We start from the raw sequence: 19,462 nt of genomic DNA on the forward strand, positions 1-19,462 counted from the left end.
CTCTTGCAGGGTTTTCTGACCGTCACTAGACTGCTGGCCTTATGAATTTACGTGTGCCTTCCATTCAACATGACGATTGCGATGAGCTGGCGGCCCTGTGCAAGGCTGGCGGCGATCCTCTGCGGCTGAATGTATTGCGCGCGCTGGCCAACGATTCGTTTGGCGTGCTGGAGCTGGCGCAGATCTTCGGCATGGGGCAATCCGGCATGAGTCACCACCTCAAGGTGTTGGCCCAGGCTGAACTGGTGGCGACCCGCCGTGAAGGCAACGCGATTTTCTACCGTCGCGCCCTGCCCCACACCGACCTGCTGGGCGGCAAGCTGCACGCAGCCTTGCTGGAAGAAGTGGATAACCTGACCCTGCCGGCCGATGTGCAGTCGCGGATCGGTCAGGTCCATGGGCAACGGGCGGCGGCCAGCCAGGACTTTTTCTCACGGGTAGCGGAGAAGTTTCGCGCCCAGCAAGACTTGATCGCCGGCCTGCCACAGTACCGCGAAAGCGTGGTGGCGTTGCTCGACAAGCTGAGTTTCAGTGAAGGCGCCACCGCCATTGAAGTTGGCCCTGGCGACGGCGGTTTTCTGCCGGAACTGGCGCGCCGCTTCACCCAGGTGACCGCGCTGGACAACAGCGCGGCGATGCTCGAACTGGCGCGCCAGGTCTGCGAACGTGAAACGCTGACTAATGTCAGCCTGCAATTGGCCGATGCACTGAACGGTGTAAGCCTTACCGCCGATTGCGTTGTACTGAACATGGTGCTTCACCATTTCGCAGCACCGGCCGAAGCACTAAAGCACATGGCCGGTTTGCTGCAACCAGGCGGTAGCCTGTTAGTGACAGAGTTATGTAGCCACAACCAGAGTTGGGCCAGGGAGGCCTGCGGTGATCTGTGGTTGGGGTTTGAACAGGACGATTTGGCCCGTTGGGCCACCGCTGCGGGACTCGTTCCCGGGGAAAGCCTCTATGTAGGCTTACGCAATGGTTTCCAGATCCAGGTCCGCCATTTTCAGCGACCGGCTGGCGACACTCACCATCGGTAAATTCAGGAAAACATCGAGATGAGCGAATACTCCCTCTTCACCTCCGAGTCCGTGTCTGAAGGGCATCCGGATAAAATCGCCGACCAGATTTCCGATGCAGTGCTGGACGCCATCATTGCTGAAGACAAGTTCGCCCGCGTTGCGTGCGAAACCATGGTCAAAACCGGCGTTGCCATCATCGCAGGTGAAGTCACCACGTCGGCCTGGGTCGACCTGGAAGACATCGTCCGTAACGTGATTCTCGATATCGGCTACAACAGCTCCGACGTCGGCTTCGACGGCGCGACCTGCGGCGTGATGAACATCATCGGCAAGCAGTCCCCTGACATCAACCAGGGTGTTGACCGTGCCAAGCCTGAAGATCAGGGTGCCGGCGACCAGGGCCTGATGTTCGGCTACGCCAGCAACGAAACCGACGTGCTGATGCCAGCACCGATCACTTTCTCGCACCAGCTGGTTCAGCGCCAGGCCGAAGCCCGTAAATCCGGCCTGCTGCCTTGGCTGCGCCCGGACGCCAAGTCGCAAGTGACTTGCCGTTACGAAGGCGGCAAGGTTGTCGGTATCGACGCGGTTGTTCTGTCGACCCAGCACAACCCTGAAGTGTCGTACAAAGACCTGCGCGAAGGCGTGATGGAGCTGATCGTCAAGCACGTGCTGCCTGCCGAATTGCTGTCCAAGGACACCCAGTTCCACATCAACCCGACTGGCCAGTTCATCATCGGTGGCCCGGTTGGCGACTGCGGTCTGACCGGTCGCAAGATCATCGTCGACAGCTACGGCGGCATGGCTCGCCACGGCGGCGGCGCGTTCTCCGGTAAAGATCCATCGAAGGTTGACCGTTCGGCGGCCTACGCCGGTCGTTACGTGGCCAAGAACATCGTTGCGGCCGGCCTGGCAGAGCGTTGCGAGATTCAGGTTTCCTACGCAATCGGTGTTGCTCAGCCTACGTCGATCTCGTTGAACACCTTCGGCACCGGCAAAATCAGCGACGACAAAATCGTCAAACTGGTTCGCGAAGTGTTCGACCTGCGTCCATACGCAATCACCACCATGCTCGACCTGCTGCACCCGATGTACCAGGAAACTGCAGCGTACGGCCACTTCGGTCGCACTCCGCAAACCAAGACTGTTGGCGAAGATACTTTCACAACCTTCACCTGGGAAAAAACCGACCGCGCCGACGATTTGCGTCTGGCTGCCGGCCTGTAAGACTTTCCTGGCGGTACCAAAAGCCCCGCACGGTTCGCCGTGCGGGGCTTTTTTGCTTTGAAGATCAACAGATCGCCGCCGTTGAAACACCCCGAAAAACACCCGCCCGACCTCGCTCAAAATCCTGACTAACCTTCAAAAACCCCCATGAGCAAGGACGCTCACGATGCATTGGTTTTTGTTTGTTTTGCTGCACCTCCTATGCCTGACTGGCTACGCGTCTCAATGCCCGGACTGGACGCCCACCCAAGCCCAGCGCGAAATCACCGCCCTGCAAAACCAGATCAACCAATGGGACAACGCCTACCACCGCGAAGGCCGCTCGCTGATTGCCGATGAACTCTACGACCAATCCCTTGCGCAACTGAACGAATGGCGAGCGTGTTTCAAACTGTCCTCGCCAACCGATCCTTTGCGTACAGCTTCAGGCTCAATCGCGCACCCCATCGCCCACACCGGTCTGGATAAAATTCACAAAGCCGAGGCCGTGGAAACCTGGCTACGCGAGCGCAAGGATGTCTGGATACAACCCAAAATCGATGGCGTCGCGGTGACGCTGATTTATCGCAAGGGCGTTTTGCAGCAGGCAATCAGTCGCGGGGATGGGGTGAGTGGTCAGGACTGGACGGCTTCGGCGCGCAAGATCGACGCCATCCCTCAACGCCTGACACAACCGCTGGATCTGCTGGTGCAGGGCGAACTCTACTGGCACCTGAGCGAGCACGTGCAAGCCCGATCCGGCAGCGTTAACGCTCGCGCCATCGTCGCCGGCCTGATGGGGAGAAAATCGTTGGATGCAGAGCAAGCCTCCGGGATTGGACTGTTCGTTTGGGACTGGCCCCAAGGCCCAGCGCAATTGCCCGAGCGAATCGCCGCGCTGACAAAACTGGGTTTCGCCACAATTGAACCCTACAGCCATCCCGTCACCGACTTCGCTGCCGCACAGAAATGGCGTGATCACTGGTATCGCTCCCCCTGCACTTCGCCACAGACGGCGTGGTGTTGCGTCAGAGTCAGCGTCCACCTGCCGAGCGCTGGCAGGCTCGCGCGCCGTATTGGGCGATTGCCTGGAAGTATCCGTTTGCCCAGGCGCTGGCTGAAGTACGCAGGGTCAACTTCAAAGTCGGTCGAACCGGGCGCATCACGCCAGTACTCGAGCTCAAATCCGTCATGCTCGATGACCGTGAGATCAAACGGGTCAGCGCCGGCTCCTTCAAGCGCTGGCAAGACCTGGATATTCGCCCCGGTGATCAAGTGGCAATCAGCCTCGCCGGCCTGACCATTCCACGGCTCGACAGTGTGGTGCTGCGTGCCACCGAACGCACAGACCTCAACATCCCCCGGGCAGACGACTTTCACGCGCTGAGTTGCTGGCAGCCGACGCCAGGGTGCGAGAGTCAATTCCTCGCGCGGCTTACCTGGCTCAGCGGCAAGCAGGGGCTGGCCCTGCCCCATGTCGGTCCCGGCACCTGGGAGAAACTTCTCGAAACAGGCCGCCTCAACAGCCTGCTGGATTGGTTGACCCTCGATGCTCAAGAGCTTGCTAACATTGCCGGCTTCGGCGAACGCAGCAGTGCTCGTCTTCTAAACAGTTTTGAAAGTGCACGGCAACAGCCCTTCGCTCGCTGGCTCAAAGCCCTGGGCTTGCCACCGACGGGCCAGGCACAGCTCGCCGATTCATGGCAGGCACTGGCGCAACGCAGCAACGAACAATGGCAGGCCGAGGCAGGCATCGGCCCGGGACGTGCAGCGAAATTGAGCGCGTTTTTCCGCGATCCGCAGGTCCTGGCCTTGAGTGAAACGTTACGCATTGCGGGGATTGACGGTTTTTAGCGACCAACAATGCCTGTCAGCCTGGGAACCCAATGGTGGCGCTGCGCTCAAACAGCCCATTGCCACATCGACCCGATTGCCTCTTCGCATGGAGCTTTTATGAAATTTCTTTCACCGCTCGCCCTGTTGACCCTTTGCAGCGTGCTGGCCGCTCCACTGATGGCTGCTGAAGAAATCCCGGAACTGACCGGCTGCGCGGCCAAGAAACAGGGCATCGTCAACCAGATCGAACAGGCCAAAAGCCGCGGCAATGCCGATCAGCAAGCCGGCCTGGAGACCGCCCTGAGCGAAGTCACCGCCCACTGCACCGACGCCTCCCTGAAGAAGGAACGCGAAAACAAGGTGCTCGACGCCAAGCATGAAGTCAGCACGCGTCAGGCTGATCTCGACAAGGCCATGAAAAAAGGCGATGCCGACAAGATCAACAAACGCAAAGACAAACTCGCCGATTCCCGCAAGGAATTGCAGGATGCGTTGGACGAATTGGATAAGTAAGTTTCCGGCTGCGCCAGGGAGCTTTTGTGGCGAGGGGGCTTGCCCCCGCTGGGTCGCGAAGCGGCCCCAAAATCAGCAGACGCGGATAATCAGATAGACCGCGCGGGCCGAATTGACGACTGCTTCGCAGCCGAACGGGGGCAAGCCCCCTCACCACAGGGAATACACACCGCTAGATCAATGATCCCGAAACTGTTTATGGCATGCACTACAGGCATCTTCGACTTTCTGCACTGCCGGCCCAAGATTGCTCGCCTGGTAAGGCTGAACCTTGCTGGCAACCACCAATTCACCGGTGGCGCCTTCAAGGTTGCGGGCCATTTCCTGGAAGCGTGCCTGCTGCTGCCACACATTGTCCTTGGCGCTGGTGTGATCTTCTTCGCGCACCTGCGGGAAATGCTTCCACGGTTCGTGGGACAGCGAATCAAGTTTCACCGCACCATCGGCAAATTTCGGCCCGTCGAACGGAATGCGCCCACGCAACATGCCACCCAGGTCTTCGCCGGTCTTGAGCATTTGCTTGAAAATCGCCTTGCGCTGACCCAACGGCGAGTTCGGGTCAACACCGCCGCAAGCGGACAGGGTCAGGCAGGCCAGCAATACAACAGAAAGTCTTTTAAGAGTCATGGTGGCTTCAGGTCACGGGGAACGGCGGCCAGTATCCTCGCGTCATCGTTAAAGACCAATAGCCCTATTATCAATAAGGGTTGTTTGAGCGCATGGAGCACTCAGGCAACCGTCAAAGGAATTACTCCATGAACAGCCGTTTCAAGGCCTGGCAACATTGCCTGGCCTGGACCCTTCCGATGGTGGCCGTGCTCGCAGGCTGCACCGGGGGCGACAACAAGCCGAAAACACACGCGCTGGCCACTTACACCAGCGCCACTTGGGATGCGCTACCGGCCGTGTCAGACAACGACCTGGTGGCCGGCTTCGGCTCCTGGCGCAGCGCCTGCACCCGACTCAAGGCCGACCCGGTCTGGGGCTCGACCTGCGCGGCATCCGCGACCGTGCCGCAAACCGCCGATGACATTCGTGGCTTCCTCAAGCAGAACCTGGAGGTCTACGGCCTGCGTGCCGCCAATGACAATCCCAACGGCCTGATCACCGGCTATTACGAGCCCGTGTACCCCGGCAGCCTGACCCAGACTGAAGTGGCAAACATCCCGGTGTACGGCGTGCCCGACGACATGATCATTGTGTCCCTGGACAGCATTTACCCGGAACTCAAGGGCAAACGCCTGCGCGGACGGCTCGAAGGTCGCGTGCTCAAGCCGTATGACGACGCCGCCACCATCGAGAGCAAAGGGGTCAAGGCACCGGTCGTTGCCTGGCTGACCGACCCGATGAACCTGCAATTCCTGCAAATCCAGGGTTCCGGGCGTATCCAGCTCGACGACGGCCGCCAATTGCGCATCGCCTATGCAGACCAGAACGGCCACCCCTATCGACCGATCGGCCGCTGGCTGGTGGATCAGGGTGAACTGAAGAAAGAAGACGTGACCATGGGCGCTATCAGCACTTGGGCTAAAGCGAACCCGTCTCGTATTCCGCAACTGCTGGGCAGCAACCCGAGCTACGTGTTTTTCACCCGTAATCCAGACAGCAATGAAGGCCCGCGTGGCTCGCTGAACGTGCCACTGACTGCGGGTTACAGCGCAGCGGTGGATCGCAAGGTGATTCCGCTGGGCAGCCTGTTGTGGTTATCGACCACTAAACCGGACGGCACCGCACTGGTACGCCCGGTGGCAGCTCAAGATACCGGCGGTGCGATTGCTGGCGAGGTTCGCGCGGACTTGTTCTGGGGCACAGGCGAGGCGGCCGGGCAACTGGCCGGGGACATGAAACAGCAAGGGCAGATCTGGATGTTGTGGCCAAAAGGCGCAGCATTACCGCAAGTGCCGCAGGTGGCTGATGCGGTGAAACCTTGAGCCATCTATTGGCAGTTAGATAGCTATCGCGAGCAAGCTCGCTCCCACAGGGAAATGCATTCCAATGTGGGAGCGAGCCTGCTCGCGATGAGGCCAGGACAGACACCGATGATTCTGGCTAAAACGCCTCAGATCGACACAAAAAAGAAACTGGCAATCAACCCCATCCCCACAAACCACACCAGCGACCGCAAGATCGCCCAATCCGCCAGGTAGCAAATGATGTACAGCAGGCGACTGGTGATAAACATCACCGCCAGCACGTTGACCGTCACCAACTGCGCCGTCCCCACCAAATGCGCCACGATCACCGCCGCCGCAAACGCCGGTGTCACTTCGAAGCTATTCAACTGCGCCGCATGCGCCCGTCGGGCCAGACCGTTGAGGCTTTCCATGAAGTCGCGCGGATCATGGTTGTCACTCAGCCGATAGCCACCCACGACCTTGGCGACGCCCGTGCAGATATAGGGCAGGAAAATCGCAATCATCACGCACCACAGAGCAACCGTCATAAAGCAGTCCTTTCTTCAGTTTTTAGAAATTCGGGGGCCAGTCAAAACTTCATCACCAGCATGCCGATCAGTACCAACCCGCAAGCTAAGAGCCGTGGCCGGCCGAAAGGTTCTTTCAGATACCGCATGCCGAACAGCACCACCAGAATCACACTGATCTCACGCAGCGCCGCCGCTTCGGCAATCGAGCCCAGTTGCATCGCCCACAGCACCAAAGCGTAGCTGAACAACACACAGAACCCGACCGCCAACCCCAGTCGCCACTGTTCACGCCAGAACAGCATGAACGCTCGTCGCTTACGCACCAGTGCCAGCAACGGGAACGGCCAGGCGCTGAGCAACGTGACCCAGACCAAATAGTCCAGCGGATGAGACCAGCGCCGTAACGCCTGGCCATCGATGAAGGTGTAGCAGCCGATACACAGGCCGATCAACGCCACCACCGGCAGCATCGACCACGGCAGCCGCGCACCGCCACCACCCTGCCAGAGCAGGCACAGCATGCCGAACGGGATCAGCAAAATGCCGAAGATCTGCTGATTCGTCAGCACTTCGCCGGCAAAGATCAGCGTCAACGCCAGCACCACCAGTGGTGACAGACCGCGCATCAGCGGATAGACCAGCCCCAGGTCACCGACCCGATAGGCCTGAATCAGCAAGTAGCGATAGAGCAACTCGAACGCTGCCGACGCCAGAATCCACGGCCAGATTTCTATCGGTGGCAGATTCACGAACGGCAACATCACCGCGACAAACAGCATCGCCACCGAGTCCATGCAAGCCACTACCAGCAACCGTTCGGCGCTGAATTTGATCAGGGTATTCCACGCCGCGTGTAACAGCGCCGCCACCAATACCAACGCCGTCGCAAGCACGGCTTACTCCTTGATTTTTTTGTTGACCCTACACCAATGCGTGCGGCTGACCAACGGAGAGGACGGATTGTGTCCTCACCCCGAATCAGCCCATCCAACCTCTGCACCGAAGATTCGGAGCGCTGTCTTTCCACCCCTCATCCAAAGGACCCCGGATGCTTGAACTCGTCGCCGCTTTCATCTGCCTCACCACCCTCCTCACCTTCGTAAACTTTCGCTTCATCGGCCTGCCGCCAACCATTGGTGTAATGGTCACCGCGCTGATGTTCTCCTTGCTGCTGCAAGGCCTGAGCCTGCTCGGCTACCCCGGCCTGGAAGAGCGTGTGCAGCAACTGATCGGCCAGATCGACTTCGGCGATCTGCTGATGAACTGGATGCTCTCGTTCCTGCTGTTCGCTGGCGCCTTGCACGTAAATCTGAACGACCTGCGCAGCTATCGTTGGCCGATCGGCCTCTTGGCAACGTTCGGTGTACTGATCGCTACCGCGGTAATCGGCAGTCTCGCCTATTACATTTTTGCCCTGTTCGGCTGGCACGTGAGCTTCCTCTACTGCCTGCTGTTCGGTGCGCTGATTTCCCCGACCGACCCGATCGCGGTGCTCGGCGTGCTACGAACCGCCAACGCCTCGAAACCACTGAAAACCACCATCGTCGGCGAATCGCTGTTCAACGACGGCACTGCGGTTGTGGTGTTTACCGTGTTGCTGGGCATCGCCCAACTCGGGGAGACCCCGACCATCGGTGCCACTGCCATGCTGTTTGCTCACGAAGCGATTGGCGGCGTGCTGTTCGGCGGGCTGATCGGTTATCTGGTCTACCTGATGATCAAAAGCATCGAGCAGCACCAGATCGAAGTGATGCTGACCCTGGCGCTGGTAATCGGCGGCTCGGCAATGGCCTCGGAGTTGCACGTCTCGGCACCGATTGCGATGGTGGTCGCCGGTCTGATCATCGGCAACCTCGGGCGCAATCTGGCGATGAACGACATGACCCGCAAATACCTCGACGGCTTCTGGGAGTTGCTCGATGACATGCTCAACGCGCTGCTCTTCGCCTTGATCGGCATGGAGCTGTTGCTGCTGCCGTTCAACTGGCTGCACTTGGCGGCGGCGGGTTTGCTGGCGGTGGCGATTCTGCTGTCGCGCCTGCTCACCGTGGCGCCCGCAATCCTCTTGCTACGCCGTTGGCGCACGGTGCCGCGCGGCACCATTCGTGTGTTGACGTGGGGCGGTTTGCGCGGCGGCGTGTCGGTTGCCCTGGCACTGTCGCTGCCGCTGGGTATCGAGCGTGACTTGCTGCTGAGCATCACCTACATCGTCGTGCTGTCATCGATCCTGATACAAGGCCTGACCATTGGCCGCGTCGTTCGCGGGGTGACCACTCCGCAAAGCGTCGGCACTGCCGATTCTGCACACTGACCCTTGAACCGGGCACCGTCGCGGCGCACTCGCGCTGTGACGGTGCCCGGTTCAGGTATCAGCCGGCAGCTCTCAACACGGCATCAACCTGCTCCGCAGCGTGCAAAAGCACGCTGTCTTCTCTAAAACCTCCGATCATTTGCAGCCCAACGGGTAACGCCGCGGCATTGCGCACGAGAGGAAGGTTGATCTGAGGCAAGCCAAACGCCATCCAGAACTTGCTGAAATCGGAAGGTCCGGTCGCGCCAAGGCCCAACGGAGCGACGATGCCACAGCTCGCACCCAGCATGGCGTCAAACGGTTTGAAGATGGCTTCCAAAACCATCGCCAACTTCGCCAAACGCTGCTTTGCCGCTGATTCTTGTGCCCACGTCGTCAGACGAGCGCGCTCGATCATGACCAATAATTCTTCACTGAGCAGGTCAGGATGCGCTTGCAACTCCTTCGCCAGCGAACGGGCGCCCTCGCAATCGTTGATTAGCTGATGATCATCGAACACACCGGCAAATTCGTCCGGCAACGCCACCTCGCTCACTTGATGCCCCGCCAGACGCAGCTCTTCAACGGCAGCTTGCAATGACCTGGCGACGTCCTCGTCGACCTGATCCCAACGCGCCGTACGGCAGAAACCGAATGAGCATAAATGCCGCTCAGCAGCAGGCGCCGGTAAACCGGGGATCAAGACTTGAGCCATCAGTCGCAGATCCCGCACCGAGCGACCGTACCAGCCCACGGTGTCGAAGCTCGGCGCCAGCGGTTTCACGCCTTCCAGCGAGACCACTCCTGTCGAAGGCTTAAAGGCGAACAACCCGCAGTAAGAGGCCGGTTTGAGCAGCGAACCGGCAGTCTGGGTACCCAGCGCCACGGCAAAGAAATCCGCCGCCATCCCGGCCGCGGAGCCGGCGCTTGAGCTGCCCGGCGTGCGGTCCAGATCATGCGGGTTGCGGGTCGGGCCGGTGTGCATGTAGGCAAATTCGGTGGTGTGGGTCTTGCCCATGATCAACGCGCCGGCCTCGCGCAGCAGCGCGACGACATGAGCGTCACGCGAAGGATGGTTATGCGCATAGATGGGGAGTAAAAACGCGTGGGATGATCGACGGTGTCGTAGATGTCTTTGACCCCCACGGGGACACCTGCGAGCAGGCCTTTCGCGCTGCTGTTTATCCGTTGGCGCGCTTGCTTGCGCACCTCGTCAGGGTCGAACGCAACAAAGGCTTTTATGCTCTGCTCTTGCGCTTCGACACAGTCAAGAAAGTGCTCAGTCACTGCCTCTGCGCTCACGACCTGCGAACGAACCCATTGCGAAATGGCTGTGGCGTCTGCTTTATCGAAATCGTGCATATCGCTCCCCGGGCTTGCCTTCGAAAGTGTCGACATTTCAAGTTGCATACACTGATCGCAGATCAGTGAAGCCCTTGATCTCGATAGGGTTTGAGGCAGAATCGAGAAAGAACATCGTTGCCTGCTCACCGGGTTCTCCGGGAAAACGAATGCTGGGTGGCAGAACAAATTGCACTTGGCCTTTGAGTAGCCGGTCTCTTAAAACGACCCAGTCCGACATCTCGAGTATCACGCCAAAATGCGGCATCGGCACGTTGTGCTCACCGACTTTCCCCGTGTTGCTTACCGAAAAGGGTTCGCCCAGATGCAACGACAATTGATGCCCGAAAAAATTGAAATCGACCCAGGTATCGGTGCTGCGCCCTTCCTCGCATCCCAGCAGATCACCATAGAACTGCCGGGACAGCTGCAAATCACGGACGTGAAAAGCGAGATGAAAAATCGATTGCATAAGCCACTCCTGATGATGGAAACAGCCGAACGGTTGCAGACTGTGCGGTTTCCATGAAAAAGAGATAGCCTGTAATTCTTTCCGCCTTCGAAAGTATTTCTTATGGATACGCGCTATTTGAAAAGCCTTATCGCCGTCGTGGAGTCTGGCTCCATCGCCCATGCCGCGCGTATCGAAGGGTTGACGGCGGCTGCGGTCAGCCAGCGCATTCTCGCGCTCGAACGACAACTCGGTTTTGAGTTGCTATCGCGCGTCGGGCACGCCGCCAGGCCAAGTCAGGCCTGCCTTGGTCTATTGCCCCGCGCCAAACGCATCGTTCGCGAAACGGCATTACTGGCGGGAGATGCTGACGTGGGAGGACTGACCGGGCAGTTGAAAATAGGCGCTATTTCCACCGTTCTGACGGGGCTTCTACCTGGCGCATTACGAGCACTGACCGAGCGGGCGCCGGGGCTGAAGCCGGTTATCGTGCCGGGAACATCGCGGTCGTTGTATCAAGCACTGCTCTCGGGAGACGTCGACGCTGCGATCCTCGTCGCTCCCCCATTTGAATTGCCCAAAGCCCTGCGGGCCGTATCGCTACGCAAGGAGCCGCTGGTGTTTCTGTCGCAGGAAAAGTCCTCGGCCAGCATCCCCGCGCAACTGCAGAGCCAACCCTACATCCGCTACGATCCTGATGCCTGGGGCGGACGGCATGCCGAGGAATATCTGGCCGACCATGGCTTGAAGCCGACGCCGCTGGTAGATCTGGATGCGCTGGAGACCATTGCCATGCTCGTGACTGGAGGGCTTGGCGTCAGTCTGGTGCCCTATTGGTCGGGCTTTGAACAATGGGGCCATAAATGTGCTGTGAGCCAGATTGGCAACGATCGGTATGATCGTGAGGTTGCGCTGATCAGCCCTGCACAGACTGACCGGCCGAACATGATCAGCGCTTTGTGCGAGGCACTCGCAACCGCGCAGCCTGACCGCGCTAATCCTCCTTCGACTTGCCCTGAACCTCCTCAGGGCCGGCAGCTTTCAGTGAGCCGCTTTCACTGCGGATCTGCGCATGGCTGATCAGCGCAAAGATGAAGCTGCCGCCAATGATGTTGCCCGCCAGTGTCGGCCCGGCAAACACCAGCCAGAAATCCTTCCACGGCAACTCGCCAGCAAACACCAGATACGACACTTCTGCCGAACCAACGACGATGTGGGTGAAATCCCCCAGCGCCATCAGGTAGGTGATGAGGATGATGATCCACATCTTGGCGCTTTCCATGGACGGAATCATCCAGACCATAGTGGCGATCATCCAGCCGGAAATGATGCCTTTGGAAAACATCTGGCTGGCGCTGTTTTCCATGATCTTGCGACCGATATCGAGGAAGGCCAGGTCGGTCTTGGAGTCGAAAATCGGCAGGTGCAACATTACGTAAGCCACCAACAACGTACCGCACAGGTTGCCGAACAGCACCACGCTCCAGAGGCGCAGCAGTCGACCGACATTGTTTAGTGTGGGTTTGGTCATGATCGGCAGCACCGCCGTCAGGGTGTTTTCGGTGAACAGTTGCTGGCGCGCCAGAATGACCGCGAGGAAACCGGCGCAGTAGCCGAAACTGGCGATCACCTTGAAGCCGTCACCGTCCGGCAGGCGGGAGTTGAGCAGCCCCACGGCCATTAGCGACAGGCCCATGGTCAGGCCGGCAGCGAGGGCTGACCACCAGAGTGCGGCGACACTGCGCTCGAGTTCCTGATCACCTTGGGTGCGGATGATTTCGTGCAGCACCGCCGCGCGAGGCGGCTGGTTGCGGTCGGCTTCGTGTTGTTCTTCAGCCGAGAGGTTCGGGGTCTTGCCGTCTTTTTGAGTGTCCATGGAGCTCCGCAACCGTGGCGTGTCATTTAGGTACGACACGCGGGGTTCGGAGCTGTTCAGTGTCCACCGAAACGAAACCGTTTCTGTAGGAGCGAGGCTCGCCCGCGAAGGGTTCACCTCGGTTTTGGGGGTGACGCAAATGACGCCTTCGCGAGCAAGCTTCGCTCCTACGGGGCTCGCATTACTCGCTGATGCCATCACCCTTGAACTGGTCTTTGACGTACATGATCTCGGTGCGGCCATGCGGCGCTGGCAAGCCGTCTTCGCCCAGATTCACGAAGACCATCTTCTCCACCGTCAGGATGCTTTTGCGAGTGATCTTGTTGCGCACTTCGCAGGTCAACGTGATCGAGGTGCGGCCGAACTCGGTGGCGGTGATGCCCAATTCGATGATGTCGCCCTGGCGTGAGGCGCTGACAAAGTTGATTTCGGAAATGTACTTGGTGACCACGCGCTGATTGCTCAGCTGGACGATGGCGTAGATCGCCGCTTCTTCGTCGATCCAGCGCAACAGACTACCGCCGAACAGCGTGCCGTTAGGGTTAAGGTCTTCGGGTTTTACCCATTTGCGGGTGTGGAAATTCATGTTCACTCCTGAGCGTCTTGCCGAATGATGGGCGCCATCATGGCAGAGCCCGACCTAGAGCTCTATCAAGCATCGTCTATGGTCCCGATTACCGTTCAGACATTGACCAACAGAAACGCTTTAGAAGATGAGATTAGCCCGCTATAATCGCCCCCGTTTCAAAACGGTAACTTTTCATTGATACCGTTTTCCCGCCACCTGTCCGAGGGGCGCTGCAGCAGGTCAAACCTGTCAGGCTCGGATGGGGCGTTGACTGGCCCAGGCCAGACACTAAACGCACAACGGCGCCCATTCGCATACATTACGAATGGAGGCTCATCATGAGCGCTGTTATCACGCCTGCAGATTTTACCGATTACAAAGTGGCCGACATGTCCCTGGCTGCCTGGGGTCGTCGCGAAACCATCATCGCCGAATCCGAAATGCCAGCCCTGATGGGTCTGCGCCGCAAATACGCCGGTGAGCAGCCGCTCAAAGGCGCCAAGATTCTCGGCTGCATCCACATGACCATTCAGACTGCCGTGCTGATCGAAACCCTGGTTGCCCTGGGTGCCGAAGTACGCTGGTCGTCCTGCAACATTTTCTCGACTCAAGACCAGGCCGCTGCTGCTATCGCCGCTGCCGGCATCGCGGTTTACGCCTGGAAAGGCGAGACCGAAGAAGAGTACGAGTGGTGCCTTGAGCAAACCATCCTGAAAGATGGCGCGCCTTGGGATGCCAACATGATCCTCGACGACGGCGGCGACCTGACCGAGTTGCTGCACAAGAAGTACCCGGCAATCCTGGACCGCGTCCACGGCGTTACCGAAGAAACCACCACTGGCGTTCACCGCCTGCTGGACATGCTGGCCAAGGGCGAGCTGAAAATCCCGGCCATCAACGTCAACGACTCGGTGACCAAGAGCAAGAACGACAACAAGTACGGCTGCCGTCACAGCCTGAACGACGCGATCAAGCGCGGTACCGACCACCTGTTGTCCGGCAAGCAAGCGCTGGTCATCGGTTACGGTGACGTGGGCAAGGGCTCGGCTCAGTCCCTGCGTCAGGAAGGCATGATCGTTAAAGTCTCCGAAGTCGACCCGATCTGCGCCATGCAAGCCTGCATGGACGGCTACGAGCTGGTTTCGCCGTTCATCGACGGTATCAACAACGGCACCGAAGCAAGCATCGACAAAGCACTGCTGGGCAAGATCGACCTGATCGTGACCACCACTGGTAACGTCAATGTTTGCGACTCGAACATGCTCAAAGCCCTGAAGAAGCGTGCAGTTGTCTGCAACATCGGCCACTTCGACAACGAAATCGACACCGCTTTCATGCGCAAGAACTGGGCATGGGAAGAAGTGAAGCCACAGGTTCACAAGATCCACCGTACCGGTCCTGGCGCGTTCGACGCCCAGAATGACGACTACCTGATCCTGCTGGCCGAAGGCCGTCTGGTAAACCTGGGTAACGCCACCGGTCACCCAAGCCGCATCATGGACGGTTCGTTCGCCAACCAGGTTCTGGCTCAGATCTTCCTGTTCGGTCAAAAGTACGCCGACCTGTCGCCAGCCCAGAAAGCCGAGCGCCTGACCGTTGAAGTACTGCCGAAGAAGCTCGACGAAGAAGTGGCCCTGGAAATGGTCCGCGGTTTCGGCGGCGTTGTGACTCAACTGACCAAGACCCAGGCCGACTACATCGGCGTGACCGTCGAAGGCCCGTTCAAGCCGCACGCTTACCGCTACTAACAGGCGCTGATTGTTCGCTCTCCCTGTGGGAGCGAGCTTGCTCGCGATGAGGGCGTGTCAGTCGATGTAAATGTTGCCTGACACTCTGCCATCGCGAGCAAGCTCGCTCCCACATGGGAAAGTGCAGCCTCGAAGGTTCCTGTTACCAAGGATATGACCATGTCCCAAGATCGTCGCTTCAGCTTCGAGTTCTTCCCGACCAAGACCGATGCTGGGCATGAAAAACTGCTCGCCACTGCCCGTCAACTGGCGACCTATAACCCCGATTTCTTTTCCTGCACCTATGGCGCTGGCGGTTCGACCCGTGATCGCACCATCAACACCGTGTTGCAGCTTGAAAGCGAAGTCAAAGTCCCTGCCGCGCCGCATTTGTCTTGCGTTGGCGACAGCAAGGACGACCTGCGTGGCCTGCTGACGCAATACAAGGCAGCCGGCATCACCCGTATCGTTGCCCTGCGCGGTGACCTGCCTTCGGGCATGGGCATGGCCAGCGGTGAACTGCGCCACGCCAACGACCTGGTTGAATTCATTCGTGAAGAGACCGGCGATCATTTCCATATCGAAGTCGCCGCTTACCCGGAAATGCATCCGCAAGCGCGCAATTTCGAAGACGATATCGCCAACTTCGTGCGCAAGGCCAACGCTGGCGCCGACAGTGCGATCACCCAGTACTTCTTCAACGCCGACAGCTACTTCTACTTCGTCGAGCGTGTACGGGCAGCGGGTGTGAACATCCCGATCGTGCCGGGGATCATGCCGATCACCAACTACAGCAAACTCGCGCGCTTCTCCGATGCCTGCGGTGCGGAAATCCCGCGCTGGATCCGCAAGCAACTGGAAGCCTACGGCGATGACACCCAGAGCATTCAAGGCTTTGGTGAGCAAGTCATCACCGAGATGTGCGAACGCCTGCTGCAAGGCGGCGCTCCAGGGTTGCATTTCTACACGCTGAACCAGGCTGAACCGAGCCTGGCGGTGTGGAATAACCTGAAGTTGCCGCGTTAAAAGACGTTAAAGCAAGATCAAAAGATCGCAGCCTTCGGCAGCTCCTACAGGATGAACGCAATCCCATCTAGGGGTTGCCGAAGGCTGCGATCTTTTGCTCTCAACGCCCTTTTATTGTGCGCCAACACACTGAGTTAGAGCTTCTGCGGCCAGTTTCTGGCTCTTTCCGGTTTCTCGTCGTAATCTCAAGCAATGCCTTTGATCGCGCAGTTCATGACCGTGCTTCTTTTCACTTGCCTGAGCTTTGCCGCTCGGGGCGAGAAATTGCGCATTGTCACGGAACCGTGGGCACCGTACGTGTATGAGGAAAACGGCAAATCCCTGGGCCTGGACTACGAAACCACCGCCATTGTCTTCAAACGCCTGGGTATCGAAGTGGAATGGCAGTTCCTGCCCTGGAAGCGCTGCCTGTCGATGCTCGAAACCGGCCAGGCCGACGGCGCGCTGGACATCTTCCACAGCGATGAACGCGACGCCACCCTGCTCTACCCCAGCGAACCGCTCTCGGAAGTCGAGTTCGTGATGTTCTACTCCAATGAGCATCCTCACCCATTCAGCACGCTCAACGACCTGAAAGGCCTGACCATCGGCACCTCGCCGGGTTATCTCTACAGCCCGGACTTCAGCGGTTCGACGCTGTTTACCCGCGAGCCGGCGCCGACCCACGAAGCCAACTTCGGCAAACTGATACGCGGACGCATCGACCTGTTGATCACTGATAGGCGGGTCGGCCAGCATTTGCTGGATGAGCTGAACATCCGCGATCAGATCACCGAGAACCCCACGGTCATCAGCCACCAGAGCCAATACCTGGCGGTACGACGCAACGCCGGCATGGATTTGCTGGTGCAGCGTTTCGGTGCCGAGCTCAAGCGCTTCAAGCGCGAACCCGCCTACGCTGAGCTGAGCGCTCACTATGGCGCCAGCCCGGCCCCCGAAGTGCAAACGACAAGCGCCAGCGCCACCCGTGCAAAAACCGTTGAGCAGCAGGAAAGCGGCGCGCAGTGATTGCTCTGTTATACTCCGGCCTTCCCGCCAGGCTCACGCCCGGACGCTCGGACTTGTTCAAGGCATCTCGACCCCGCTACAGCGCAGCTTTTCAGCCCGCGCGAGCGCTCCAGACGAGCCTTCAAGCCCCAGCAGGACCGGACGGGATTGCGTCCTCTTAAACGCCATTCGCGCCAGGCAAGACTCCCATTGGGCCAAGCCCTAACTAAAACAGGATTACTCATGTCCTTTGCTTCCCTCGGTCTCTCCGAGGCTTTAGTCCGCGCCATCGAGGCAGCGGGCTATACCGAGCCTACTCCGGTGCAACAGCGGGCCATTCCCGCCGTGTTGCAAGGTCGCGACCTGATGGTCGCGGCACAGACAGGTACTGGTAAAACCGGCGGCTTCGCCCTTCCGATTCTGGAGCGGTTGTTCCCTAACGGTCACCCGGACAAATCCCAGCGTCACGGCCCGCGCCAACCACGCGTACTGGTCCTGACCCCTACCCGCGAACTCGCGGCTCAAGTACACGAGAGCTTCAAGGTCTATGCCCGTGACCTGAAGTTCGTCAGCGCCTGCATCTTCGGCGGCGTCGGCATGAACCCACAGGTTCAGGCCATGTCCCGCGGTGTTGACGTGCTGGTGGCCTGTCCTGGCCGCCTGCTCGACCTCGCCGGCCAAGGCAGCGTCGATTTGTCCCACGTGGAAATCCTCGTGCTGGACGAAGCCGACCGCATGCTCGACATGGGCTTTGTCCATGACGTGAAAAAGGTCCTTGCCCGTCTGCCGAGCAAACGCCAGAACCTGCTGTTCTCGGCGACCTTCTCCAAAGACATCACCGACCTCGCCGGCAAGTTGCTGCACAACCCGGAACGCATCGAAGTCACGCCGCCGAACACCACGGTCGAGCGAATCGAACAGCGCGTATTCCGCCTGGCTGCCAGCCACAAGCGTTCGCTGCTGGCGCACCTGATTACTGCTGGCGCCTGGGAACAGGTTCTGGTCTTCACCCGCACCAAGCACGGCGCCAACCGCCTGGCCGAGTACCTGGACAAACACGGCCTCAGCGCCGTCGCCATCCACGGTAACAAGAGCCAGAACGCTCGCACCAAAGCCCTGGCCGACTTCAAGGCCGGTGAAGTGCGCATCCTGGTAGCGACCGACATCGCCGCTCGTGGCCTCGACATTGACCAGTTGCCACACGTGGTCAACTTCGAACTGCCGAACGTCGACGAAGACTACGTGCACCGTATCGGCCGTACTGGCCGTGCCGGTCGTTCGGGCGAGGCGATCTCGCTGGTTGCCCCGGACGAAGAAAAGCTGCTGAAAAGCATCGAGCGCATGACCAAGCAGAAGATTGCCGACGGCAACCTGATGGGCTTCGACTCCAGCGCTGTAGAAGCTGAAAAGCCTGAAGTTCGCGAGCGTCCGGATGTGCGTAACCCGCGCAACCCACGTGGCCCGCGCGGCGATGGCCCGAACGGCACTGGCGGTGGCGGCGGTCGTAAAGACAAAGGCAAGGACAAGGGCGGCAAGGAAAAACCTGCTGCCACTGGCCGTGGCGATCGCCCAGCCCGTGAACACAAGCCACGCGAAGGCACCCCGGCTCGCGAACAACAGCGTCCAGCACCACGCGCTGCCGCCGCTGATCGTGCTCCGGACGAGTTCCTGGACGATGACGTAGATAACTTCGGTAACCGCGTTGACTACGTGCCTCAAGCCAAACCGGCTCAGGGTCGTGGTCGTCGTCCGAGTGCTCCGGCACAAGGCACGGCCGCTGCTGGCGCCGGCGCAGGTGCTCCACGCACCGGCGGCAAGCCACAAGGTCGTCAAAGCGGTCCGCGCAGCAGCGACGGCGCAACCACCGGCACACCGCCGGCCAAGCGCAGTGGCCCACGCAACGGCGCTCCACGTGACGGTCAGGCCCGTCGCGAAGAGTCCCGCAACCGCCGCCCGGCCCGTACCGACGACCAACCTCGTTCGGAACCGGCCGTGCAGAACCCGCGTGGCCCGGCGCCGAAGATTATCCATAAAGAGTCGAAAACCGATCGTTTCCCGACTCCTGAGCAACTGGATCAACTGCCCGGCCGTCCGCGCGGCGAGAAACCAGCGTTGCTGACCCGCAATCGCTAAGTGACCCCTCACAAAAACGCCCCGACTGGTTCGGGGCGTTTTTGTTTAGAGCGGTCAATTCGAT

The 19,462-nt window shown here is 59.5% G+C and carries 16 protein-coding genes, 2 pseudogenes and 1 riboswitch; of the genes and pseudogenes, 11 read left to right on the forward strand and 7 right to left on the reverse strand.

From position 1 onward, the window contains the following. Window positions 1-41: 41 nt before the first annotated feature. The 4 genes and pseudogenes from JFT87_RS02530 (at window position 42) to JFT87_RS02545 (ending at window position 4,574) form a co-directional block, all read left to right on the forward strand. Window positions 42-1,037: an ArsR/SmtB family transcription factor gene (locus JFT87_RS02530; protein ID WP_201198484.1), complete on the forward strand. Its 996-nt coding sequence runs from the start codon at window positions 42-44 to the stop codon at window positions 1,035-1,037. A gap of 18 nt (window positions 1,038-1,055) precedes the next feature. After that, window positions 1,056-2,246, forward strand: a complete 1,191-nt coding sequence (metK, locus tag JFT87_RS02535; protein ID WP_123404278.1) for a methionine adenosyltransferase — start codon at window positions 1,056-1,058, stop codon at window positions 2,244-2,246. A 166-nt stretch (window positions 2,247-2,412) separates the two neighbouring features. Then, window positions 2,413-4,079, forward strand: a pseudogene (gene ligB / locus JFT87_RS02540) (NAD-dependent DNA ligase LigB). Window positions 4,080-4,178: 99 nt separating this feature from the next. Next, window positions 4,179-4,574 (forward strand): DUF1090 domain-containing protein, encoded by a 396-nt coding sequence (locus JFT87_RS02545; RefSeq protein ID WP_201198486.1) that lies wholly within the window; start codon window positions 4,179-4,181, stop codon window positions 4,572-4,574. 177 nt (window positions 4,575-4,751) lie between these two features. On the opposite strand, the gene JFT87_RS02550 is transcribed toward JFT87_RS02545, so the two are convergent. Continuing rightward, complete coding sequence (locus JFT87_RS02550) at window positions 4,752-5,201, reverse strand: c-type cytochrome (protein ID WP_201198488.1); 450 nt, start codon at window positions 5,199-5,201, stop codon at window positions 4,752-4,754. A gap of 128 nt (window positions 5,202-5,329) precedes the next feature. Between JFT87_RS02550 and mltA the strand changes: the two genes are divergently transcribed. Beyond that, window positions 5,330-6,505, forward strand: coding sequence for a murein transglycosylase A (mltA, locus tag JFT87_RS02555; RefSeq protein ID WP_201198489.1), 1,176 nt, complete (start codon window positions 5,330-5,332; stop codon window positions 6,503-6,505). 128 nt (window positions 6,506-6,633) lie between these two features. On the opposite strand, the gene JFT87_RS02560 is transcribed toward mltA, so the two are convergent. Further along, window positions 6,634-7,017: an MAPEG family protein gene (locus JFT87_RS02560; protein WP_201198490.1), complete on the reverse strand. Its 384-nt coding sequence runs from the start codon at window positions 7,015-7,017 to the stop codon at window positions 6,634-6,636. A gap of 41 nt (window positions 7,018-7,058) precedes the next feature. Then, window positions 7,059-7,892, reverse strand: a complete 834-nt coding sequence (locus JFT87_RS02565) for an EamA family transporter (protein WP_201198491.1) — start codon at window positions 7,890-7,892, stop codon at window positions 7,059-7,061. 155 nt (window positions 7,893-8,047) lie between these two features. Here JFT87_RS02565 and JFT87_RS02570 point away from each other — a divergent pair, with 155 nt between their 5' ends. Beyond that, window positions 8,048-9,310 carry a cation:proton antiporter gene (locus JFT87_RS02570; RefSeq protein ID WP_201198492.1) on the forward strand — a complete coding sequence of 421 codons (1,263 nt, stop codon included), beginning with the start codon at window positions 8,048-8,050 and terminating at the stop codon, window positions 9,308-9,310. A 58-nt stretch (window positions 9,311-9,368) separates the two neighbouring features. Here JFT87_RS02570 and JFT87_RS02575 read toward each other — a convergent pair. Together JFT87_RS02575 and JFT87_RS02580 are read right to left on the reverse strand one after the other, a co-directional pair. Beyond that, window positions 9,369-10,651, reverse strand: a pseudogene (locus tag JFT87_RS02575) (amidase). 37 nt (window positions 10,652-10,688) lie between these two features. After that, window positions 10,689-11,102 (reverse strand): VOC family protein, encoded by a 414-nt coding sequence (locus JFT87_RS02580; protein ID WP_201198493.1) that lies wholly within the window; start codon window positions 11,100-11,102, stop codon window positions 10,689-10,691. Between the two features lie 102 nt (window positions 11,103-11,204). Between JFT87_RS02580 and JFT87_RS02585 the strand changes: the two genes are divergently transcribed. Further along, complete coding sequence (locus JFT87_RS02585) at window positions 11,205-12,161, forward strand: LysR substrate-binding domain-containing protein (protein ID WP_201198495.1); 957 nt, start codon at window positions 11,205-11,207, stop codon at window positions 12,159-12,161. Here the strand turns inward: JFT87_RS02585 and JFT87_RS02590 are convergent. Then, window positions 12,076-12,957 (reverse strand): formate/nitrite transporter family protein, encoded by an 882-nt coding sequence (locus JFT87_RS02590; RefSeq protein ID WP_201198497.1) that lies wholly within the window; start codon window positions 12,955-12,957, stop codon window positions 12,076-12,078. The genes JFT87_RS02585 and JFT87_RS02590 overlap by 86 nt on opposite strands. Before the next feature lie 181 nt (window positions 12,958-13,138). Then, a complete protein-coding gene (locus JFT87_RS02595; RefSeq protein WP_201198499.1) occupies window positions 13,139-13,543 on the reverse strand; it encodes an acyl-CoA thioesterase in 405 nt (134 codons plus the stop codon). 198 nt (window positions 13,544-13,741) lie between these two features. Further along, window positions 13,742-13,840: riboswitch (S-adenosyl-L-homocysteine riboswitch) on the forward strand. 23 nt (window positions 13,841-13,863) lie between these two features. Here JFT87_RS02595 and ahcY point away from each other — a divergent pair. The 4 genes from ahcY (at window position 13,864) to JFT87_RS02615 (ending at window position 19,398) form a co-directional block, all read left to right on the forward strand. Beyond that, on the forward strand, window positions 13,864-15,273 hold the full coding sequence (gene ahcY, locus JFT87_RS02600) for an adenosylhomocysteinase (RefSeq protein ID WP_133835625.1): 1,410 nt from the start codon (window positions 13,864-13,866) through the stop codon (window positions 15,271-15,273). Between the two features lie 159 nt (window positions 15,274-15,432). Next, complete coding sequence (metF, locus tag JFT87_RS02605) at window positions 15,433-16,278, forward strand: methylenetetrahydrofolate reductase [NAD(P)H] (RefSeq protein ID WP_201198507.1); 846 nt, start codon at window positions 15,433-15,435, stop codon at window positions 16,276-16,278. Window positions 16,279-16,470: 192 nt separating this feature from the next. Then, a complete protein-coding gene (locus JFT87_RS02610) occupies window positions 16,471-17,286 on the forward strand; it encodes a substrate-binding periplasmic protein (protein ID WP_201198509.1) in 816 nt (271 codons plus the stop codon). A 222-nt stretch (window positions 17,287-17,508) separates the two neighbouring features. Further along, window positions 17,509-19,398, forward strand: a complete 1,890-nt coding sequence (locus JFT87_RS02615; RefSeq protein WP_201198519.1) for a DEAD/DEAH box helicase — start codon at window positions 17,509-17,511, stop codon at window positions 19,396-19,398. Window positions 19,399-19,462 lie beyond the last annotated feature (64 nt).

It is taken from the genome of Pseudomonas sp. TH15 (assembly GCF_016651105.1).
Classification (GTDB): domain Bacteria; phylum Pseudomonadota; class Gammaproteobacteria; order Pseudomonadales; family Pseudomonadaceae; genus Aquipseudomonas.

Coding starts and splice junctions, on each gene's coding strand:
- JFT87_RS02530 (WP_201198484.1), top strand. CDS start 42: ATGAATTTACGTGTGCCTTCCATTCAACATGACGATTGCGATGAGCTG.
- metK (WP_123404278.1), top strand. CDS start 1,056: ATGAGCGAATACTCCCTCTTCACCTCCGAGTCCGTGTCTGAAGGGCAT.
- JFT87_RS02545 (WP_201198486.1), top strand. CDS start 4,179: ATGAAATTTCTTTCACCGCTCGCCCTGTTGACCCTTTGCAGCGTGCTG.
- JFT87_RS02550 (WP_201198488.1), bottom strand. CDS start 5,201: ATGACTCTTAAAAGACTTTCTGTTGTATTGCTGGCCTGCCTGACCCTG.
- mltA (WP_201198489.1), top strand. CDS start 5,330: ATGAACAGCCGTTTCAAGGCCTGGCAACATTGCCTGGCCTGGACCCTT.
- JFT87_RS02560 (WP_201198490.1), bottom strand. CDS start 7,017: ATGACGGTTGCTCTGTGGTGCGTGATGATTGCGATTTTCCTGCCCTAT.
- JFT87_RS02570 (WP_201198492.1), top strand. CDS start 8,048: ATGCTTGAACTCGTCGCCGCTTTCATCTGCCTCACCACCCTCCTCACC.
- JFT87_RS02580 (WP_201198493.1), bottom strand. CDS start 11,102: ATGCAATCGATTTTTCATCTCGCTTTTCACGTCCGTGATTTGCAGCTG.
- JFT87_RS02585 (WP_201198495.1), top strand. CDS start 11,205: ATGGATACGCGCTATTTGAAAAGCCTTATCGCCGTCGTGGAGTCTGGC.
- JFT87_RS02590 (WP_201198497.1), bottom strand. CDS start 12,957: ATGGACACTCAAAAAGACGGCAAGACCCCGAACCTCTCGGCTGAAGAA.
- JFT87_RS02595 (WP_201198499.1), bottom strand. CDS start 13,543: ATGAATTTCCACACCCGCAAATGGGTAAAACCCGAAGACCTTAACCCT.
- ahcY (WP_133835625.1), top strand. CDS start 13,864: ATGAGCGCTGTTATCACGCCTGCAGATTTTACCGATTACAAAGTGGCC.
- metF (WP_201198507.1), top strand. CDS start 15,433: ATGTCCCAAGATCGTCGCTTCAGCTTCGAGTTCTTCCCGACCAAGACC.
- JFT87_RS02610 (WP_201198509.1), top strand. CDS start 16,471: ATGCCTTTGATCGCGCAGTTCATGACCGTGCTTCTTTTCACTTGCCTG.
- JFT87_RS02615 (WP_201198519.1), top strand. CDS start 17,509: ATGTCCTTTGCTTCCCTCGGTCTCTCCGAGGCTTTAGTCCGCGCCATC.